General features: G+C 68.7%; 17 protein-coding genes. 11 read left to right on the top strand and 6 right to left on the bottom strand.

Annotated elements, in window-relative coordinates:
• Positions 1-22: 22 nt before the first annotated feature.
• Both ACTWQA_RS17110 and ACTWQA_RS17115 read right to left on the bottom strand, forming a co-directional pair.
• Positions 23-1249: an extracellular solute-binding protein gene (locus ACTWQA_RS17110; protein ID WP_443160192.1), complete on the bottom strand. Its 1227-nt coding sequence runs from the start codon at positions 1247-1249 to the stop codon at positions 23-25.
• Positions 1250-1492: 243 nt separating this feature from the next.
• Positions 1493-2509 carry a LacI family DNA-binding transcriptional regulator gene (locus tag ACTWQA_RS17115; RefSeq protein WP_443160193.1) on the bottom strand — a complete coding sequence of 339 codons (1017 nt, stop codon included), beginning with the start codon at positions 2507-2509 and terminating at the stop codon, positions 1493-1495.
• 91 nt (positions 2510-2600) lie between these two features.
• Between ACTWQA_RS17115 and ACTWQA_RS17120 the strand changes: the two genes are divergently transcribed.
• From ACTWQA_RS17120 to hisG, 3 genes are all read left to right on the top strand, one after another.
• Positions 2601-3569 (top strand): acetylxylan esterase, encoded by a 969-nt coding sequence (locus ACTWQA_RS17120; RefSeq protein ID WP_443160194.1) that lies wholly within the window; start codon positions 2601-2603, stop codon positions 3567-3569.
• Positions 3570-3662: 93 nt separating this feature from the next.
• The gene (locus ACTWQA_RS17125; RefSeq protein WP_443160195.1) at positions 3663-3926 is read left to right on the top strand and encodes a phosphoribosyl-ATP diphosphatase; all 264 of its coding nucleotides are present in this window, start codon (positions 3663-3665) and stop codon (positions 3924-3926) included.
• 57 nt (positions 3927-3983) lie between these two features.
• Positions 3984-4829, top strand: a complete 846-nt coding sequence (gene hisG / locus ACTWQA_RS17130; RefSeq protein WP_443160196.1) for an ATP phosphoribosyltransferase — start codon at positions 3984-3986, stop codon at positions 4827-4829.
• Positions 4830-4875: 46 nt separating this feature from the next.
• On the opposite strand, the gene ACTWQA_RS17135 is transcribed toward hisG, so the two are convergent.
• Entirely contained in the window at positions 4876-6183 is a 1308-nt protein-coding gene (locus ACTWQA_RS17135; RefSeq protein WP_443160197.1) for an aminotransferase class V-fold PLP-dependent enzyme, read from the bottom strand.
• Positions 6184-6227: 44 nt separating this feature from the next.
• Positions 6228-7256: an EAL domain-containing protein gene (locus ACTWQA_RS17140; protein WP_443160198.1), complete on the bottom strand. Its 1029-nt coding sequence runs from the start codon at positions 7254-7256 to the stop codon at positions 6228-6230.
• A 131-nt stretch (positions 7257-7387) separates the two neighbouring features.
• Between ACTWQA_RS17140 and ACTWQA_RS17145 the strand changes: the two genes are divergently transcribed.
• Together ACTWQA_RS17145 and ACTWQA_RS17150 are read left to right on the top strand one after the other, a co-directional pair.
• On the top strand, positions 7388-8059 hold the full coding sequence (locus ACTWQA_RS17145; protein WP_443160199.1) for an acVLRF1 family peptidyl-tRNA hydrolase: 672 nt from the start codon (positions 7388-7390) through the stop codon (positions 8057-8059).
• Positions 8060-8148: 89 nt separating this feature from the next.
• Positions 8149-8760, top strand: a complete 612-nt coding sequence (locus tag ACTWQA_RS17150; protein ID WP_443160200.1) for a Uma2 family endonuclease — start codon at positions 8149-8151, stop codon at positions 8758-8760.
• A 114-nt stretch (positions 8761-8874) separates the two neighbouring features.
• Here the strand turns inward: ACTWQA_RS17150 and ACTWQA_RS17155 are convergent, their stop codons facing one another.
• Both ACTWQA_RS17155 and ACTWQA_RS17160 read right to left on the bottom strand, forming a co-directional pair.
• On the bottom strand, positions 8875-9015 hold the full coding sequence (locus tag ACTWQA_RS17155; protein WP_443160201.1) for a hypothetical protein: 141 nt from the start codon (positions 9013-9015) through the stop codon (positions 8875-8877).
• A gap of 340 nt (positions 9016-9355) precedes the next feature.
• Entirely contained in the window at positions 9356-9514 is a 159-nt protein-coding gene (locus ACTWQA_RS17160) for an Arc family DNA-binding protein (RefSeq protein WP_443160202.1), read from the bottom strand.
• A 66-nt stretch (positions 9515-9580) separates the two neighbouring features.
• Between ACTWQA_RS17160 and ACTWQA_RS17165 the strand changes: the two genes are divergently transcribed.
• The 6 genes from ACTWQA_RS17165 to ACTWQA_RS17190 all read left to right on the top strand — a co-directional run bounded on the left by ACTWQA_RS17165 (position 9581) and on the right by ACTWQA_RS17190 (position 16088).
• The gene (locus ACTWQA_RS17165) at positions 9581-10765 is read left to right on the top strand and encodes an RNA-guided endonuclease InsQ/TnpB family protein (protein ID WP_443160203.1); all 1185 of its coding nucleotides are present in this window, start codon (positions 9581-9583) and stop codon (positions 10763-10765) included.
• 232 nt (positions 10766-10997) lie between these two features.
• Positions 10998-12017, top strand: coding sequence for a LacI family DNA-binding transcriptional regulator (locus ACTWQA_RS17170; RefSeq protein ID WP_327580870.1), 1020 nt, complete (start codon positions 10998-11000; stop codon positions 12015-12017).
• An 87-nt stretch (positions 12018-12104) separates the two neighbouring features.
• A complete protein-coding gene (locus ACTWQA_RS17175) occupies positions 12105-12764 on the top strand; it encodes a DUF1961 family protein (protein ID WP_443160204.1) in 660 nt (219 codons plus the stop codon).
• Positions 12765-12888: 124 nt separating this feature from the next.
• A complete protein-coding gene (locus tag ACTWQA_RS17180) occupies positions 12889-13518 on the top strand; it encodes a YesL family protein (RefSeq protein ID WP_443160205.1) in 630 nt (209 codons plus the stop codon).
• A 20-nt stretch (positions 13519-13538) separates the two neighbouring features.
• Complete coding sequence (locus tag ACTWQA_RS17185) at positions 13539-15074, top strand: extracellular solute-binding protein (protein WP_305921336.1); 1536 nt, start codon at positions 13539-13541, stop codon at positions 15072-15074.
• A gap of 51 nt (positions 15075-15125) precedes the next feature.
• Complete coding sequence (locus ACTWQA_RS17190) at positions 15126-16088, top strand: ABC transporter permease (RefSeq protein WP_443160206.1); 963 nt, start codon at positions 15126-15128, stop codon at positions 16086-16088.
• Positions 16089-16095: the final 7 nt, after the last annotated feature.

Raw genomic sequence — 16095 nt, forward strand, 5'->3', positions numbered from 1 at the left:
AGGCCGGTCCCGGCGGGAGCGGCTATCCGGCGTTGCGTTCCATGACCTTGGCGGCTTCCGTCAATGCGGTCTTGACGTCCGCCTTGCCGAGGATCGCCGACTGGAGCTGCTTGGTCACGTCCGGCGCGCTCTCGTCCCAGCCGGGGCAGCCCGGCGCGGCCTTGCCGGCCTTGATCGCGGCCTCGAACACCTGGGCCTGCTCAGGAGCGAACACCGAGCCGTTCACGATCTTGTCGGGACGCGGCGGGATGTAGGAGATGTTCCGCTTCCTCGCCTCGTCCGCGATCGCGGTGATGGCCTCGTCGCTGTACATGAACTTGACGAAGTCCGTGCTCGTCTGGACGTACTTGCTGAAGGAGGTCACGCCGATGGCCCGGCCACCGATGAACGTGGTCGGCCCGGCGGGGCCCGCGGGAATCGTGGTCATCGCCCACTTGCCCTTCAGCTTGGGCTTGTTGATGTCGATCCCCTTGGCGATCCAGTTGCCCGCCACCACCATCGCGGTCCCGGTGTCCAGCGCGTCGGCGCCCTCCACGGTGGCGGTGGGCGCGCCGTGCTCGCGGTAGAGGTCCACCCAGTACTTCAGCGCCTGCTCCGCCTGCGGGGTGTTGAGCGAGGGCTTGCAGTCGGCGGTGTAGAACGAGCCGCCCGCCTGGTAGAGGTAGTTGAAGTAGCCGATCCAGTCGAGGTTGCCCCAGTCCTGGCTGTAGGGCTTCTTGATCCCGGCCGCCTTGAGCTTGCCGATGGCCGCGGTCAGCTCCTCCCAGGTCTTGGGCGGCTCGACCTTGGCCTGCTCCAGCAGATCGCTGCGGTAGTAGAGGGCGAGGGTCGACATGTCCAGCGGCACGCCGAACACCGAGCCGTCAGGGGAGATGGCCGACTCCCACTGGGCGGGCAGCGCCTGGGCCTTGAGCGAGTCGAGGCCGTGCTTGCGCAGGTCCACCATGGCGCCCTTGACGCCGAACTGGATGGTCCAGGTCATGCCGCCGGAGATGATGTCGGGTCCGCTGCGGCTGGTGGCCGCCGCCAGCAGCTTGGCGTACGCGTCGGACCACGAAAGGGTCTGCACCTTGACCGTCACGTTCGGGTGCTTCTGCTTGTAGAGGTCGGCGGCCTTCTGGAAGGTCGCCGTCTCGTCGTCACCGCCCGTGGACCAGAAGGACAGGGTCACGGGGGCGTTGGTGTTCTGGTCCGCCTGCTGGGTCTGCGTCTGGCCGCTGGTGGCGCAGGCCGCGCTCAGAACCGCCAACAGGACCGTGCTGCAAGCCGCCATTGTTCGTCGCATGGGCCATCCGATCTATCGGTCGGATGGGCGCCTTCGGGAGGCGTGCGGATGTGCGAGGGGCATCCCACGACCGGCGCCCAAATTCATATGTGTAGGGATCTCACCACTTAAACGGATAAGTTACAATAGGCCGTCGACAACGTTGTCAGGAGGTTTCCGCTCCACACGGCCATGACCTGTAGGGAAGCGGCCCATGAAACGGTTCGGTCACATCCGCGCGGGGGCGGTGCTGCCCCGGGGCAGCAGGCTCGCCGGCGGCCCCTCCAGGCTCCCCGTCTCCCCGCTTTCGATCAGCCTGAGCAGGGTCTGCGCGGCGTGCGCGCCGCCGGCGGGGATGTCCCGGGTCACCGCGGTCAGCGACGGCCGCACCACCTGGGAGAGCGGCGAGTCGTCCCAGGCCACGATCGACAACTCGCCCGGGACGTCCAGGCGCATCTCTTGGGCGACCGACAGCCCCGCCACCGCCATGATGTCGTTGTCGTAGACGATCGCAGAGGGCCTGGAGCGGGAGCTGAGCAGCCGTCTGGTCGCCCTGGCGCCCTGTTCGCCGGTGTAGTCGGTGTGGACGACCGGATGCTCGGACACCCCCGACTCCTCGCAGATCTCCGCGAACGCCTCGTCCCTGATCCTGGTGTGGAGCAGCGCCGGCAACCCGGCCACCCTGGCGATGCGCCGGTGGCCGAGCGCCGCGAGATACTCGATCACCTCGCGCAACACGACCACCTCGTCCGACCACACCGCGGGCAGCGAGCCGGTGCCCGACGGGTGCCCGGTCACGACCGCGGGCATGCCGAGCTGCTCGACCACCGGGATCCGGGGATCGTCCACGTGCAGGTCCACCAGGATCGCCCCGTCCACCCTGCCCTCACCCCACCAGCGCCGGTAGACCGCGATCTCGGTCTCGTGGTCGGGCACCACCTGGAGCATCAGCGCGCACGAGCTGGCCGCAAGCTCACCCTCGATGCCGCTGATCAGCTCCATGAAGAACGGCTCCACGCCGAGGAACCGGGCGGGACGGCAGAGCACCAGGCCGATGGCGTCGGCCCGGGCGCCGCTGAGCGAGCGCGCGGCCACGTTCGGCCGCCAGCCGATCTCCTGCGCGATCGCCTGGATGCGCGCCCTGGTCTCCTCGGAGACGCCGGGCAGACCGTTGAGCGCATAGGAGACGGCGCCCTTGGACACGCCGGCCTGCTTGGCGATGTCGGCGATCGTCGGCCTTTTCACCCGGTCCACCTCTCCATGAAACTTTCGCTGAACCGTATCAGCGACATGATGACAGAATTCCTGTCCGATTCGCCCTTTCGGCCTCAGAGGAGTGATCTTGTTCGTCGACATGCCGCTCGCCCAACTACGCGAGTACCTCCCCGAACGCACCGAACCCGCCGACTTCGACGCCTTCTGGGAACGCACGCTGGCCGAGACCCGCGCCCACGACCTCCACCCCGCCTTCACGTCTGGCTCGTCCGAGCTGACCGTCGCCGAGGTGTACGACGTGACGTTCGCCGGGTTCGGCGGCCACCCGATCAGGGCCTGGTTACTCCTGCCGCGCCACGCCGACGGCCCGGTGCCGTGCGTCGTCGAATATCAGGGGTACGGCGGCGGACGCGGGCTGCCGATCGACTGGCTGCTGTGGCCCAGCGTCGGCTACGCGGTGTTCGCCATGGACAGCAGGGGACAGGGCGCCGGCGGATGGCGGCGCGGCGACACCGCCGACCCCTTCCCCGGCACCGGCCCGCAGACGCCCGGCGTCATGACCAGCGGCATCCACGACCCGGACGCCTACTACTACCGGCGGCTCTACACCGACGCCGTGCGCGCGGTCGAGGCCGCCAGAGCGCACCCGGCGGTGGGCGCGATCGCAGTGGGCGGCGCCAGCCAGGGCGGCGCCATCGCCCTGGCCGCCTCGGCGCTGGCGCCCGACCTGGCCTGCGCCTTCATCGACGTGCCGTTCATGTCGCACATCCGGCACGCCACTGAGATCACCGCCGAGTCTCCGTACGCCGAGATCGCCGCCTACTGCCGGGCTTTCAAGGACCAGGTCGAGCCGGTCTTCGAGACCCTGTCCTACTTCGACGGAGTCAACTTCGCCGCCCGCGCCACCACGCCCGCGCTTTTCTCCGTCGGGCTGCAGGACGGGATCACGCCGCCGTCCACGGTCTTCGCCGCCTACAACCACTACGCCGGCGAGAAAGAGATCAAGGTGTACCCGTACAACGGGCACGAGGGCGGCGAGTCCGTCCAGGCCATGGAGAGGATCGCACGCGCGCGCAAGGCGCTCGGCTGACCTGCGCCGTCTCGCGTGGCGGACGCGGGGCGGCGGCACCCACTGCCGCAGACTAGGCTTGATGAGCACGTCAGCCGACCATCGAGAGAGATCATGAAGACCTTCGAAGAGCTGTTCGCCGAGCTGTCAGACAAGGCCCGGACCCGGCCCGCGGGCTCGGGCACCGTGGCCGCGCTCGACGCCGGCGTCCATGCCATCGGCAAGAAGGTCGTCGAGGAGGCCGCCGAGAGCTGGATGGCTGCCGAGCACGAGTCAGACGACAGGACCGCCGAGGAGATCTCGCAACTCCTCTACCACGTGCAGGTGCTCATGATCGCCAAAGGCATCGGTCTCGACCAGGTCTACAAGCATCTCTAAGGCGCGCGAGCGCCCGCCGCCGACCCTGGAGAAGCGAGAGGAAACAGAGGACCTGACATGCTGCGTCTGGCAGTACCCAACAAGGGCGCGCTCAGCGAGGCCGCCCAGCACATGCTCAAAGAGGCCGGCTACCGGTCGCGCAGGGACAGCAAGGAGCTGGTCGTGGTCGACCAGGACAACGGCTGTGAGCTGTTCTTCCTGCGCCCCCGCGACATCGCCGTCTACGTCGGAGAGGGCACGCTCGATCTCGGCATCACCGGCCGCGACATGCTGGTCGACTCCGGCGCCCCGGTCGAGGAGATCATGCCGCTCGGCTTCGGCGGCTCCACCTTCCGCCTGGCCGCCGCGGCCGGCACGATGACGTCGGTCCAAGACCTCGACGGCCGGCGCATCGCCACCTCCTACGCGGGCCTGCTCGAGAAATACCTGTCCGACCAGGGCGTGGACGCCCGCGTGATCAAGCTGGACGGCGCCGTCGAGACCGCCATCAGGCTCGGGGTGGCCGACGCGGTGGCCGACGTCGTGGAGACCGGCACCACGCTGCGCAACGTCGGCCTGGAAGTGTTCGGCGACCCGATCATGCGCTCGGAGGCCGTGCTGATCAAGCGGGAGGGCGGGCAGGAGACGCCCGGCTCCGGCCAGCTCGTCCGCCGCCTCCAGGGCGTGGTGCACGCCCGCGACTTCGTGATGATGGATTACGACATCCGCGCCGAGCGGATCGAGGAGGCCATTGCGCTCACACCCGGCATGGAGGGTCCGACGGTCTCGCCGCTGCACCGCGAGGGGTGGGTCGCCGTCCGCGCCATGGTCCGGCGCAAGGGCCACCAGCAGGTCATGGACCAGCTGTGGGACATCGGCGCCCGGGCCATCCTGGTCACCGACATCTACGCCTGCCGCCTCTGACCTCCGCAGGTGCTGGGCGGCAGGCACGTCCCGCCGCCCGGCCCCTTCATCTCAGCCCCGCCACCGCCTTGACGGCCTGATCCACCTGCTCTGGCGTGGTCACGATGCTCGTGCCGAAGCGCAGCAGCGGCTCGTTGTACGGTGTGACGCTCGCGATCACCCTCTGCGCGTGCAGCCGATTCACCGCCTCCAGCGGTTGCATGCCATCGATCGAGCAGCACACCAGCCCGGCCGACAGCTCCGGCGACCCGGGCGTGGCCAGCCTGACGTGCGGCAGCTCCCGCAGGCCGGCCTTGAGCCTGGTGGCGAGCTCCTGGGTGCGGCGCTGGACGCGGTCCTTGCCGATGGCCGTCATGAACGCGAACGCCTGCGGCATCGCCCACCGGTGCTCGAACGCCTTGAACCCGCCCGGCGTGACCAGCTCGGCCGTGCTCGCGCCCGGCGACCCGCCGCCCTGCCAGGCGTCGAACGCGGCCTGGCTGAAACTCGGGATGATCGGCGCGACCGCGTCCCAGGCCCGGCCCCACACGATGCCGGTGCCGCGCGGGCCGAACAACCACTTGTGCGTGCCGCTGGCCAGGAAGTCGCACCCCAGGTCCGCCACCCCGTCGGCCATCGCGCCGAACCCGTGCACCCCGTCCACGCACAGCAGCGCCCGGTCGTGCTCGTCGCGGCCCTTGTTGATCTCGGCCAGCATGTCGGCGATGGCGCGGACCGGCACGCGGACGCCGGTGCTCGAATGCACCCAGGTGACGGCCACCACCCTCGTGCGCGGGCCGAGCCCGCTCTTGATCGCCGACACCATGCGGTCCTGCGAGGCGGCCGCCGGGTCGTCGTACAGCCGCACCCTGCGGACCTTCGCGCCCGTGCGCTCGGCCAGGAGCCGCAGGCCCTCGTGCGTGGCGAGGAAGTCGTGCTCGGTGGTCAGCACGTCCTGTCCCGGGCGCAGCCGGATGCCGGAGTAGAGCAGGCCGAGGCCCATCGTGGTGCTGTCGGTCAGCGCGATGTCGCGCGGCTCGGCGCGTATGCCCAGGTAGCGGGCCGCGGCATCACGTACCGCCTGGTCGGGGGCTTGGCCGCCGGGCGGGGTGTACTCGGGGTCGGCGTCCAGGGCGTCCCGGTGCGTCCTGATCGTCTCGCGGACCGGCGCCGGAGCCGGGGCCAGCACGAACGCCGCGAACTGCCCGTACGCCGGGTCCAGCGCGAACTGCGCCCGGACGGATGCCCAGTCCTGCGGATCGAAGGCACGCCCCCGCGGCGTGTTCTGGGCGGGCGCGGGAGCGGGCGTGGATGTGCACGCGGAGACCCCGGCCAGCACCCCGGTGCCGAGCAGGGCCCGTCTGTTCAGGAGCATGCCTGGTGTCTACCCGGGGCGCGGCGCCGCCGCCCGTCCCGTTATCAGTTCCTGATCGAGGCCACCTGCCGGATCAGGTCCGAGACGCGCACGATGCCCAGGCAACGGTTCATCTCGTCGGTCACCACCAGGTCGTCGTAGACGCGGCCTGCGTCCCGGCCGGCCGCCTGCATGGCCGCGATGGCCGGCGTCGTCCGCGGGACCGTGCGCGGCGGGTCGGCCAGCCGCTGCGCGGGCTTCGACCCGTGCAGGGCGTGACCGAAGCGGGCCGCGAACGACAGCAGGAACCGGCTGCGGTCGAGGCTGCCCTTGGGCCGCTGGTACTCGTCCACCAGGATCACGCTGGTGATCGTCGGCTCGTGCCCGAACGCCTCCACGGCGTCTTCGGCCTTGGCCTCGGCCGGCAGCGTCACCGCGGGAATCAGCAGCTCCTGCACGCGCGGGCCCAGCAGGATGGCGTCCGGCGTGGCATCGGTGACGGGGAGTGGCACCCGTACCTTGCCGTCGGGACCGGGCGCGAGCAGCGGGCCGTGCGCGAGGCGCACACCCAGGCCGCGGACCACCGACACCTGCGCCTCGCGCTCGACGCCCGGCGCCATCACGTGCGCGCCGATGCCGCGCGCCAGCGTCACCACCGACCGCGCCACCGCGGTCGCCCGGTGGTCGGCGGGGATGCGCGCCACCAGGTCGGGGTCCAGGGCCAGCAGGTACGGCGAGGAGTCCGTGACCTGCTCCAGTGACGCGCCATAGGAGCCCACGTCGGCGAAGCCGAGCAGGTAGCCGATGTTGCGCAGCCCGTCGAGCCCGACCTTCAGCAGCGGCCGGTCCTGCTCGTGGCACGGTCCAGTGAGCAGGAGGATCGCCTCGCGCGGATGCCTGCCCGATCGGCGCAGCGCCTCGTGCAGCGGCGCCAGCGCGCCCGCGCCCGACAAGACCACCCGGACGGGGAGTTCCAGCATCATGGGCAGCGGGGTCGCCCGGAGCGTGCCCGCCTGGTCGACGACAGCGGGGTGCGCGATGACCGCCCCGGTATCGAGATCCACCATGGGGCTGGTGAGCAGGGAGGACGACACAACCAGATGATTCCGCCTGAAGCTGGAGTCACAGAAGCCCCACGAAATAGAATTAACCGACATTTATCCTGCAGTTCCCTACTGGCCCGTAGGGGAATGCCGTTCGGTTTGAGTCCGCTAGCCTTCGGTGCATGAGTGCGCGTCCGGCGAAGGGCGGTGGCCGGTGGGTCATGGTGCCGCCCGAGCGCGTGCACCCGTGGATCGACGGTTTCGCCGACCGCCACGGCCCCTTCTCCGCGACGGGCGACGACCGGGTGGTGCGGCTGAGCGCCGCCAACGGGGCCCTGGCTGAGCTGCACGTGCCGTTCCCGCCCATGATCCCGGGGCCGCCCCACGTCACCAGGCTCGTCACGCACGCCCAAGCCGAGCGGCGGGTGGGGGTCTTCCTGGTGCGGCTCGGCGGCTACGCGGCAGGCGTCTTCCAGGGCTCCGGCCTGGTGGCGTCGAAGGTGGGGTCGCGGCTGGTGCAGGGGCGGACGGCGGCGGGCGGGTGGTCGCAGCAGCGCTTCGCCAGGCGGCGGCGCAACCAGGCGGACAAGGCGTTCGACGACGCGGTGGAGACGGCGGTGCGGGTGCTGTCGCCTTACCTGGGGGAGCTGGACGGGGTGGTGCTCGGCGGGGACCGCAGGGCGGTGGACGCGTTGCGCGACGACCGGCGCCTGGCCCCGCTGCTCGCGCTGGAGACCGAGCCGTTCCTGGTCGTGCCCGACCCGAAACTGGCCGTGCTGCGCGACACGCCTGCCTCCTTCCGCGCGGTACGCGTCCGCGTGGTGGATCCTCCAGGCGTCGGCTCACCGGGATGACTTCCGGGGCACTTGCTGGTTCTTTGGCTGTGTAGCTTCCCGGCGGTGGGATACTCTCCGTGATTGTGCGACCACGTAGGGAGCCCAACATGGTCATGGCATCACGCAGGAGCCCCTGCCGGCTCACCCCCGAGACCGACACCGCACGGCTACCCGCCACAGCCCGCGAACTGTTCGACGCGCTGCCGCCTCTTCCCGGTCTCCGCGCCGAAGTCATCGATGGGAGATTGATCGTGAGCCCCGTCGGCACCCCCGAGCACGCGAGAATCGCGATGCTGATCCACAGCGCGTTGCTTCCTCTGCTCGTTCAACGCGGCTGGGACGGCTTCGCGGGCAATGTGATTGTCTGCATCGATGGACCGGAGACCCCCGTCGGGCCCGATTATGTGGTCGCCTCGCCTGACTGCCCTCGCTGGGGCGACCGGGAGTTGCTGTCCTCGGGTCTGCTGATGGTGGCCGAGGTGATCTCGCCGAGCAGCGCCGAAGACGATCGCGTCAAGAAGCCTCCCATGTACGCCGCAGGCGGCGTTCCCGCCATGCTTCTGGTGGACCCGATCGCCGTACCGCCCACCGTCACCGTGCTCAGCGACGCCAAAGAAGGCGAGTATCAGACCATCACCCGCGTCGCCATGGGATCCACTGTGCACCTCCCCAACCCGATCGGGTTCGACCTCGACACCGCTGTCTTCACCGAGCCTTGAGGGCTCCTTCCGCGTGGTGGATCCGCCCGCCGCCGGCTCTCCGGCCTTGGGTATCAGCCGCCACCTGCGCAGGAGGCGTGTGGAACGCCGAGTTCGCCCCGCACGAGGGCAGCGTCAAAAGGCGTCCTTGTGGTCGGCCAGGTAGGCGGACAACGGGCGCGGCGGGCGGCCGGTCAGGTCCTTGACTGTCGTCGTGGTCGTCGCCCAGCGGCCGTCGCCGATCTCGGCCATCAGCGCGGGCCAGGTCGCCGGCATGCGGCTGCGGGATGCCCTGCCGTTCCAGGTGGGCGGCCATCTCCGGGACGGGCAGGTCCACATACCGGACGGGGCGGCCGATCGCCGCGCCGCCCTGGCCACCGCGCTCGCCGAGTTGCCGGAGGAGGCGGTCGTGGACCGGGCGGTGTTCGCGTGGTCACGCGGGCGGTGGATGGAGCAACTCGACGCTCTCGTACGGCGAGCCCAGGCGGACGGCACGATGCGGCCGGACGTCGGCGTTGAGGACCTCATTCACCAGATAACTCCGAGGATGCCTCGGCCTTCAGCCCGCGGAGGAATCGGGACTCCTGCGGAGCAGGGCAGGAAAGACGAATCGCCGTCAGGGCGATTCGTCGTCGGTGGCGGGCCCGCCGCGGCTGGTCTCCAGGCGGTGCAGGATCTCGGAGTTGAGGGACCGGCGGGCGGTCTTGGCCTGCACGACGAGCCATGCGTGCAGGTCGGCGGGGAGTCTGAGGGTGATACGCACTTCGTGATCCACACTACCGAGTGTAGTGGTAAGATGGTGTCGTGACGACACTGGAAGAGGGCGGGGAAGGATCCGGTAGTGTCCGGTTACCGGCTTCGCGTGTCGTCCACCGCCCGGGCGGCGCTGCTGGCCGAGTGGGACCGGTGCCGGTGGATCTGGAACGAGTGTGTCGCCAAATCCCAGCAGACCTTCCTGCACAACAAGGCCAACCCCGAAGACAAGCGAACCTGCGGCCCGGCCCAGCTCGACAAGATGCTGACCGAGGCTCGGCGGATCACGCCGTGGCTGCGCGAGGGCTCCAGCGTCCCCCAGCAGCAGACCATCCGGGACTTCGGCAGATCCCGGGCCAAGGCGTTGAAGGACATCGCCGAACGCCTGCCGGTGCGGCAGCGGGCCGGGATGCCGCGCTTTAAGAAGAGGGACCTGGCCGATCCGACCCTGAACTACACCCGGCGGGGCTTCCGGCTCCAGGACGGGCGGCTGCACCTGGCCGGTGGGATCGTGGCGACCGTGGTGTGGTCGCGGGACCTGCCCGCCGAGCCGACCTCGGTGCGGGTGTACCGCGACAGTCTCGGCCACTGGTACGCATCCTTCGTCGTCACCACCCGATTCGAGCCCCTGCCCGCAACAGGCCGGATGATCGGCATCGACTGGGGCGTGAAGGAGACCGCGACCACCACCAGCAGCGCACACGACCTCCCCCACGCCGAACACGGCAAGAAGGCCGCCGCGAAGCTGGCCCGCTACCAGCGGATGATGGCCCGCCGCAAGCCCAAGCGCGGCCAGGCCGCCTCCACCGGCTATCGCCAAGCGAAACGGCAGGCCGCGAAGCTGCACAAGAAAGTGGCCCGGCAGCGCCAGGACACCGGCCGCAAGTGGGCCAAAGCCGTGGTGCGTGACCATGACGCGCTGGCGGTGGAGGACTTCAAGCCGAAGTTCCTGGCCAAGTCGACCATGGCCCGCAAGGCCGCCGACGCCGCCATCGGCGCCACCAAGAAGGCCCTGATCGAGATGGGCCGCAAGCACGGGCGGGACGTCCGCTTGGTACACCCCGCGCACACCACGATGGACTGCGCCGAGTGCGGAGCGAGAGCCAAGCACGCACTGCCGCTGGGTGAGCGCACCTACACCTGCACCGCGTGCGGAGCCGAATCCCCCCGGGACAAGAACTCTGCCCGCGTGATGCTCGTCCGGGCTGGTCTGACCCCGGCTGGTGCCGATCGCGTAAGACCCGACCGTCCGCCGGACAGCCAGGCAGCGTGAGCCAGGAATCCCCCTGCCTTGAGGCGGGGGAGCAGTCAACTGTCACCCGGACAAGCTGCCCGGTCCGGTGGCGGCCGACCCGGCGAAATACCTGCACCTGATGCTCGACGGCATGAAGTCCACCGCCGCAACATCGGCCTCGTGACCGTTTTGAGGTTTTGAGACGATTCAAAAGAATCTTGAATCCCGCTATGATGAGCGAATTCACAGCAGCACGGCCTCGTGAGGATCGATGGCGACCAGGAACATCAAGGAGGTCGCGCAGCTGGCGCGCGTCTCAGTGGGCACCGTGAGCAATGTGCTCAACCGCCCGGAGATCGTGTCCCCCGCCACACGCGAACGCGTCTTCGAAGCGATCAAGAAGCTCGGCTTCGTCCGCAATGAGGTGGCGCGCCACCTGCGGGTGGGCCGCAGCCGCACGGTTGGACTCGTCGTGCTCGACGTGTCCAACCCGTTCTTCGTGGACGTGGCCCAGGGCGCCGAGTCACTGGCCGATGACCACGACACGATGGTGGTGCTCTGCAACAGCGCCGGCGACCCCGGCCGCGAGCGCCGCCACCTCGACCAGCTCGAACAGCAGCGGGTGATGGGCATACTGATCACTCCAGTCGAGACGGAGACCCCGTGGCTGGAGGAGCTGATCGCCCGGGGTACGCCCGTGGTGCTGGTCGACCGCCCGGCCGCCGGGCTGCAGTGCTCGGTGGCGGTCGACGACCGGCTCGGCGGGCAGATCGCCGGCGCTCACCTCGTCGAACGCGGGCACCGGCGGATCATGTTCGTCGGCGGGCCGCCGTCCATCAAACAGGTGGCCGACCGGCACGCGGGCCTGAGCAGCGCCGTCGCCGCGGCCGACGGCGCGGTCGAGCTGCTCACCGCCACCGCCCCCTCGCTGACCGTCGCCGAGGGGCGGGCCATCGGGGAGCGCGTGGCGGCCCTGCCACCAGGTAAACGGCCCACGGCCGTTTTCTGCGCCAACGACATGATGGCGCTCGGCTTCTTACAGGCGATGGCCACCCGCGGGCTGCGCGTGCCCGAGGACCTGGCCATCATCGGATACGACGACATCGACTTCGCCGCGGCGGCCGCGGTGCCGCTGTCCTCGGTGCGGCAACCGCGCGAGCTGCTCGGGCGCACGGCCATCGACCTGCTCCTCGAGGAGGTCGCCGAGCCCGAGCAACATCGCCATAGACAGGTCATCTTCCAGCCCGATCTGGTGGTACGGGAGTCCAGCGCCATGCGCCGCGACGACTGACGCTCCACCGCTTCCTCGCCACCGATTCCGGGCCATGCCAGTGACAGGGCGAGGCCCCTGTCGGCGTGCCCACCGGAAGGAACCCCCTTGCCCGAGATCATTTATCACAACCCCCTCGCCACCCCCGACGACCTGGAAGGTTTCCGCATGGAGGGGGACGGCGCCGTCTCCTTCCCGCAGGGCCGCCTGCGCCTGGAGAGCCGAAGACCCGCCTCCGACGGCCAGGCGGCCAACCTGGTGCTGTGGTGCCCCGAGGGCTTCCCCGGCGACATCAGCATCGAGTGGGACTTCTGGCCGGTCAGGGAGCCGGGCCTGGCCATCATGTTCTTCCACGCCCGGGGCAGGAACGGCGAGGACCTGTTCGACCCCGGCCTGGCCAAGCGCGCCGGCCCGTATGACCAGTACCACCACGGCGACATCGACGCCTACCACGTCTCCTATTTCCGCCGCATGTGGGCCTCCGAGCGTGCCCTGCACACCTGCAACCTGCGCAAAAGCCACGGCTTCCACCTGGTCGCGCAGGGCCCGGACCCGCTCCCGGCGGTGCTCGACGCCGAGGGCCCCTACGCCGTCCGCCTCGACGTCAAGGGGGCGGAGATCACCTTCTCAATCAACGATTTGGTCTCGTTCCGCTGGGCGGACGACGGCTCGATCGGCGGGTCCGCCCTGGCAGGAGGCAAGGTCGGGTTTCGTCAGATGGCTCCGCTGATCGGAGAGTACGGAAATCTCCGCGTCTGGGCTCATTGACTTTGAGTCGATTCAACACTAATTTCGCACCAACCCGCCGTTCACTCGCCTGTAACGGGGCAGGAACTGCGGGGCAACAACCCACCCCCGATCCGTGCAGATGCCACGAAAGGTGGTATGCCGGATGAACCATCCCGCACTGTCGATCAGAATCCAAGCTGCCTGTTCAGAGCTGATCTGGGCGGTCCAGCTGAACCTGATGTGGATCGTCTTCACCCTCGCGGGAGGCGTGATCCTCGGGCTCGGGCCCGCCACCGTAGCCGCCTACACCCTGGCTCGGAGGCATGCTCGTAATGAATCGTTTCAGGCTTGGCGTGAATTCTGGACCGTCTACCGACGGGAGTTCGTCCGGGCCTCGTTGCTGGTCCTGCCGGTGGCGCTGCTCGCCACCGTGCTGATCGGCAACTACCTGTACTTTGCCGCGCAAGGTACGGAATCGGGCGGGCTGCGGCTTGCGACGTTCGTCGCGCTGCTCGCCCTGGCCGCGGTCGGCGCGTACATCGGACCGTTGTACGTGCACTACGAGCTGCCGCTCTGGGGTTACATCCCCAAGGCGTCGCTCCTGGCAATGACCCGGCCGGCCTCCACCGTGCTGTTGCTGTTCGCGCTCTGGGCGATCGCCTACGTGACCGCGACGCTGCCCGTCCTCGCGCTGATCATCAGCGTCGGCGCGTGGATCTACCTCAACACCTGGCTCTGCCTGCGCTTCTTCCAGGAGAACGAGGCGCGCCTGCATTCGAAAGGGAACCTATGAGCGCATCTCGTAGTCGGCTCATGGCTGGTGCGTTAACGCTAGCGACCGCCCTGCTGGCAACCGCCTGCTCCGGCACCGGCGGTGGCGGCGAGTCGAGCCAGGCCGACGCCAACACCATCACCTTCATGACCAAGCTGTTCGGCACGGCCCCGAACCCGCAGGGCGAGCTGCACCAGGCGATCGAGAAGTTCCTCGGCAAGAAGATCCAGGTCACCTGGGTGCCGAACGCGGACTACCAGGAGAAGGTCAACGTCACGCTGGCCTCCGCCAACATCCCCGACGTCATGGTGGTCAACCCGAAGTCGCCGGCCTTCGGCAAGGCGGCGGCGGCCGGGGCGTTCTGGGACCTCACCGACAAGATCAAGAAGTACCCCAACCTGGTCGGTGACGAGAAGGTCCTGCTCAACTCCTCGATCAACGGCAAGATCTACGGCCCCTACCGGACCAGGCCGCTGCTTCGCTCCGCGGTCATGATCCGCGCCGACTGGCTGAAGAAGGTCGGCCTGGAGGCGCCCAAGACCACGGACGACCTCTACAAGATCGCCGAAGCGTTCACCAAGAAGGACCCGGACGGCAACGGCAAGGACGACACCTACGGCCTGATCATTCCCAAGTGGCCGGGCGTCGAGTTCGCGGCCTCCAACCCGTTCAACGTGATCGACGTCTGGTTCGGCGCCCCGAACAACTGGGGCGAGCGCGACGGCAAGCTCGTGCCCGAGTTCGACACGCCCGAGTTCTTCGAGGCCAACCGCTTCACGAAGAAGATGATCGACGAGGGCCTCGTCAACCCGGACTGGAACACGCTCGACACCGCCAAGTGGAACGACCCGTTCGTCCAGAACAAGGGCGGCATCATCATCGACGTCGACGTCCGCACCACCCAGCTGCTCGACCTGCTCAAGGAGCAGGACCCGCAGACCTACGGCGACAAGGTCCTCACCGTCGGCAACCTCTCCCGTCCTGACGGCAAGAAGTTCTCCCTGCCGTTCAGCGGCTACAACGACATCCTGGCCGTCTCCAAGCAGCGGGTGAAGACCGAGGCTCAGCTCGACGAGCTGCTGAAGACCCTCGACAAGCTGGCAAGCAAGGAAGGCCAGGTCCTGCTCAGCAACGGCATCGAGGGACGCAACTTCAAGGTCGAGAACGGCGAAGCCGTCCTGATCAACCAGGAAGACCCCAAGGTCAAGCAGGTCCAGGACGACGTCGACAAGGCCTTCATCCAGCTCGGCACCCAGGCCAGCACCGGCACCACCGGTATCGCCTACCCGCGGGTTCCCCCGGAGGCGCCGTACCGGAAGGACCTGGCCGAGCGCAAGGAGCGCGTGGCCGAGGACCTGAAGACGGCCGTGTTCGACCCGAGCCTGCCGGTGGTCCCGCCGACCCTGGTGGCCAAGGGCGCGACGCTCAACCCCATCGTCACCGACGCGCGGATCAAGTACCTCGCCGGCCAGCTCACCGAGGAGCAGCTGAAGGCCGAGATCAAGCGCTGGTACGACAGCGGCGGCACGCAGATCGCCCAGGAGATCAACGACCTGGTCTCCAAGCTCGGCCAGTGATGTGACCCGGGAGGGGCCCTCAACGGGCCCCTCCCTTAGAAAGGAGGCCGAGTGGCCACCGACCTGGCGCCGCCACCGGTCAAGGCGGCCAAGGTAGCCGGGCACAAGCCCGACAGAGCCCGCACGCTGTGGCGCTACCGATGGCTGTACCTGCTGCTCATCCCCGGGCTGGCGTACTTCTTCGTCTTCAAGTACGTCCCGATGCGCGGCCTGCAGATCGCCTTCCAGGACTTCGTGCCGTTCCTGGGCTACAACGGCAGCGAATGGGTGGGCTTCAAGCACTTCGTGGACCTGTTCACCGGGCCCGACTTCAACCGCTTGATGTACAACACGCTGTACCTGGCGTTCCTGAACGTCATCTTCGTCTTCCCGGCGCCGATCATCGTGGCGCTGATGCTGAACGAGCTGCGGATCAACATACTCAAGCGCTCGGTGCAGTCGCTGATCTACATCCCGCACTTCCTGTCCTGGACGATCGTCGCGTCGCTGACGTACATCCTGTTCTCCGTCGACTACGGCGTCCTCGCGGGCTGGGTCCATGAGATCCTGGGCGGGCAGAAGATCGACTACGTTGCGCAGCCCGATTGGTTCCGGCCGATCATCATCCTGCAGACGCTCTGGAAGACCACCGGGTGGACCACGATCATCTATCTGGCGGCCCTGGCCGGGGTGAACGCGGAGCTGTACGAGGCGGCCAGGATGGACGGCGCGGGACGCTGGCGGCAGCTGTGGCACGTCACGCTCCCGGCGATCCGCCCGACGATCGTCGTCATGGCCATTCTCATGTCCGGCAACCTGCTCGACATGAGCTTCGAGCAGATCTGGCTCATGACCAACAACCTGAACCGCGGTACCGCCGACGTCTTCGACACCTTCGTCTACTACGTCGGCATCAACCAGGGCGCGTTCAGCTACGCGACCGCCGTCGGCCTGTTCAAGGGCGTTGTGGGAGTCCTGTTGATCTTCGGTTCCAACTGGCTGGCCAAGCGCCTCGGCCAGCGTGGCTTGTTCTAGGAGCGCT

Origin of the sequence: Nonomuraea sp. 10N515B, assembly GCF_052245915.1 — a bacterium.
Taxonomy (GTDB): domain Bacteria; phylum Actinomycetota; class Actinomycetes; order Streptosporangiales; family Streptosporangiaceae; genus Nonomuraea.

Coding starts and splice junctions, on each gene's coding strand:
- ACTWQA_RS17125 (WP_443160195.1), top strand. CDS start 3,663: ATGAAGACCTTCGAAGAGCTGTTCGCCGAGCTGTCAGACAAGGCCCGG.
- hisG (WP_443160196.1), top strand. CDS start 3,984: ATGCTGCGTCTGGCAGTACCCAACAAGGGCGCGCTCAGCGAGGCCGCC.
- ACTWQA_RS17135 (WP_443160197.1), bottom strand. CDS start 6,183: ATGCTCCTGAACAGACGGGCCCTGCTCGGCACCGGGGTGCTGGCCGGG.
- ACTWQA_RS17145 (WP_443160199.1), top strand. CDS start 7,388: ATGAGTGCGCGTCCGGCGAAGGGCGGTGGCCGGTGGGTCATGGTGCCG.
- ACTWQA_RS17150 (WP_443160200.1), top strand. CDS start 8,149: ATGGTCATGGCATCACGCAGGAGCCCCTGCCGGCTCACCCCCGAGACC.
- ACTWQA_RS17155 (WP_443160201.1), bottom strand. CDS start 9,015: ATGCCGGCGACCTGGCCCGCGCTGATGGCCGAGATCGGCGACGGCCGC.
- ACTWQA_RS17170 (WP_327580870.1), top strand. CDS start 10,998: ATGGCGACCAGGAACATCAAGGAGGTCGCGCAGCTGGCGCGCGTCTCA.
- ACTWQA_RS17180 (WP_443160205.1), top strand. CDS start 12,889: ATGAACCATCCCGCACTGTCGATCAGAATCCAAGCTGCCTGTTCAGAG.
- ACTWQA_RS17185 (WP_305921336.1), top strand. CDS start 13,539: ATGGCTGGTGCGTTAACGCTAGCGACCGCCCTGCTGGCAACCGCCTGC.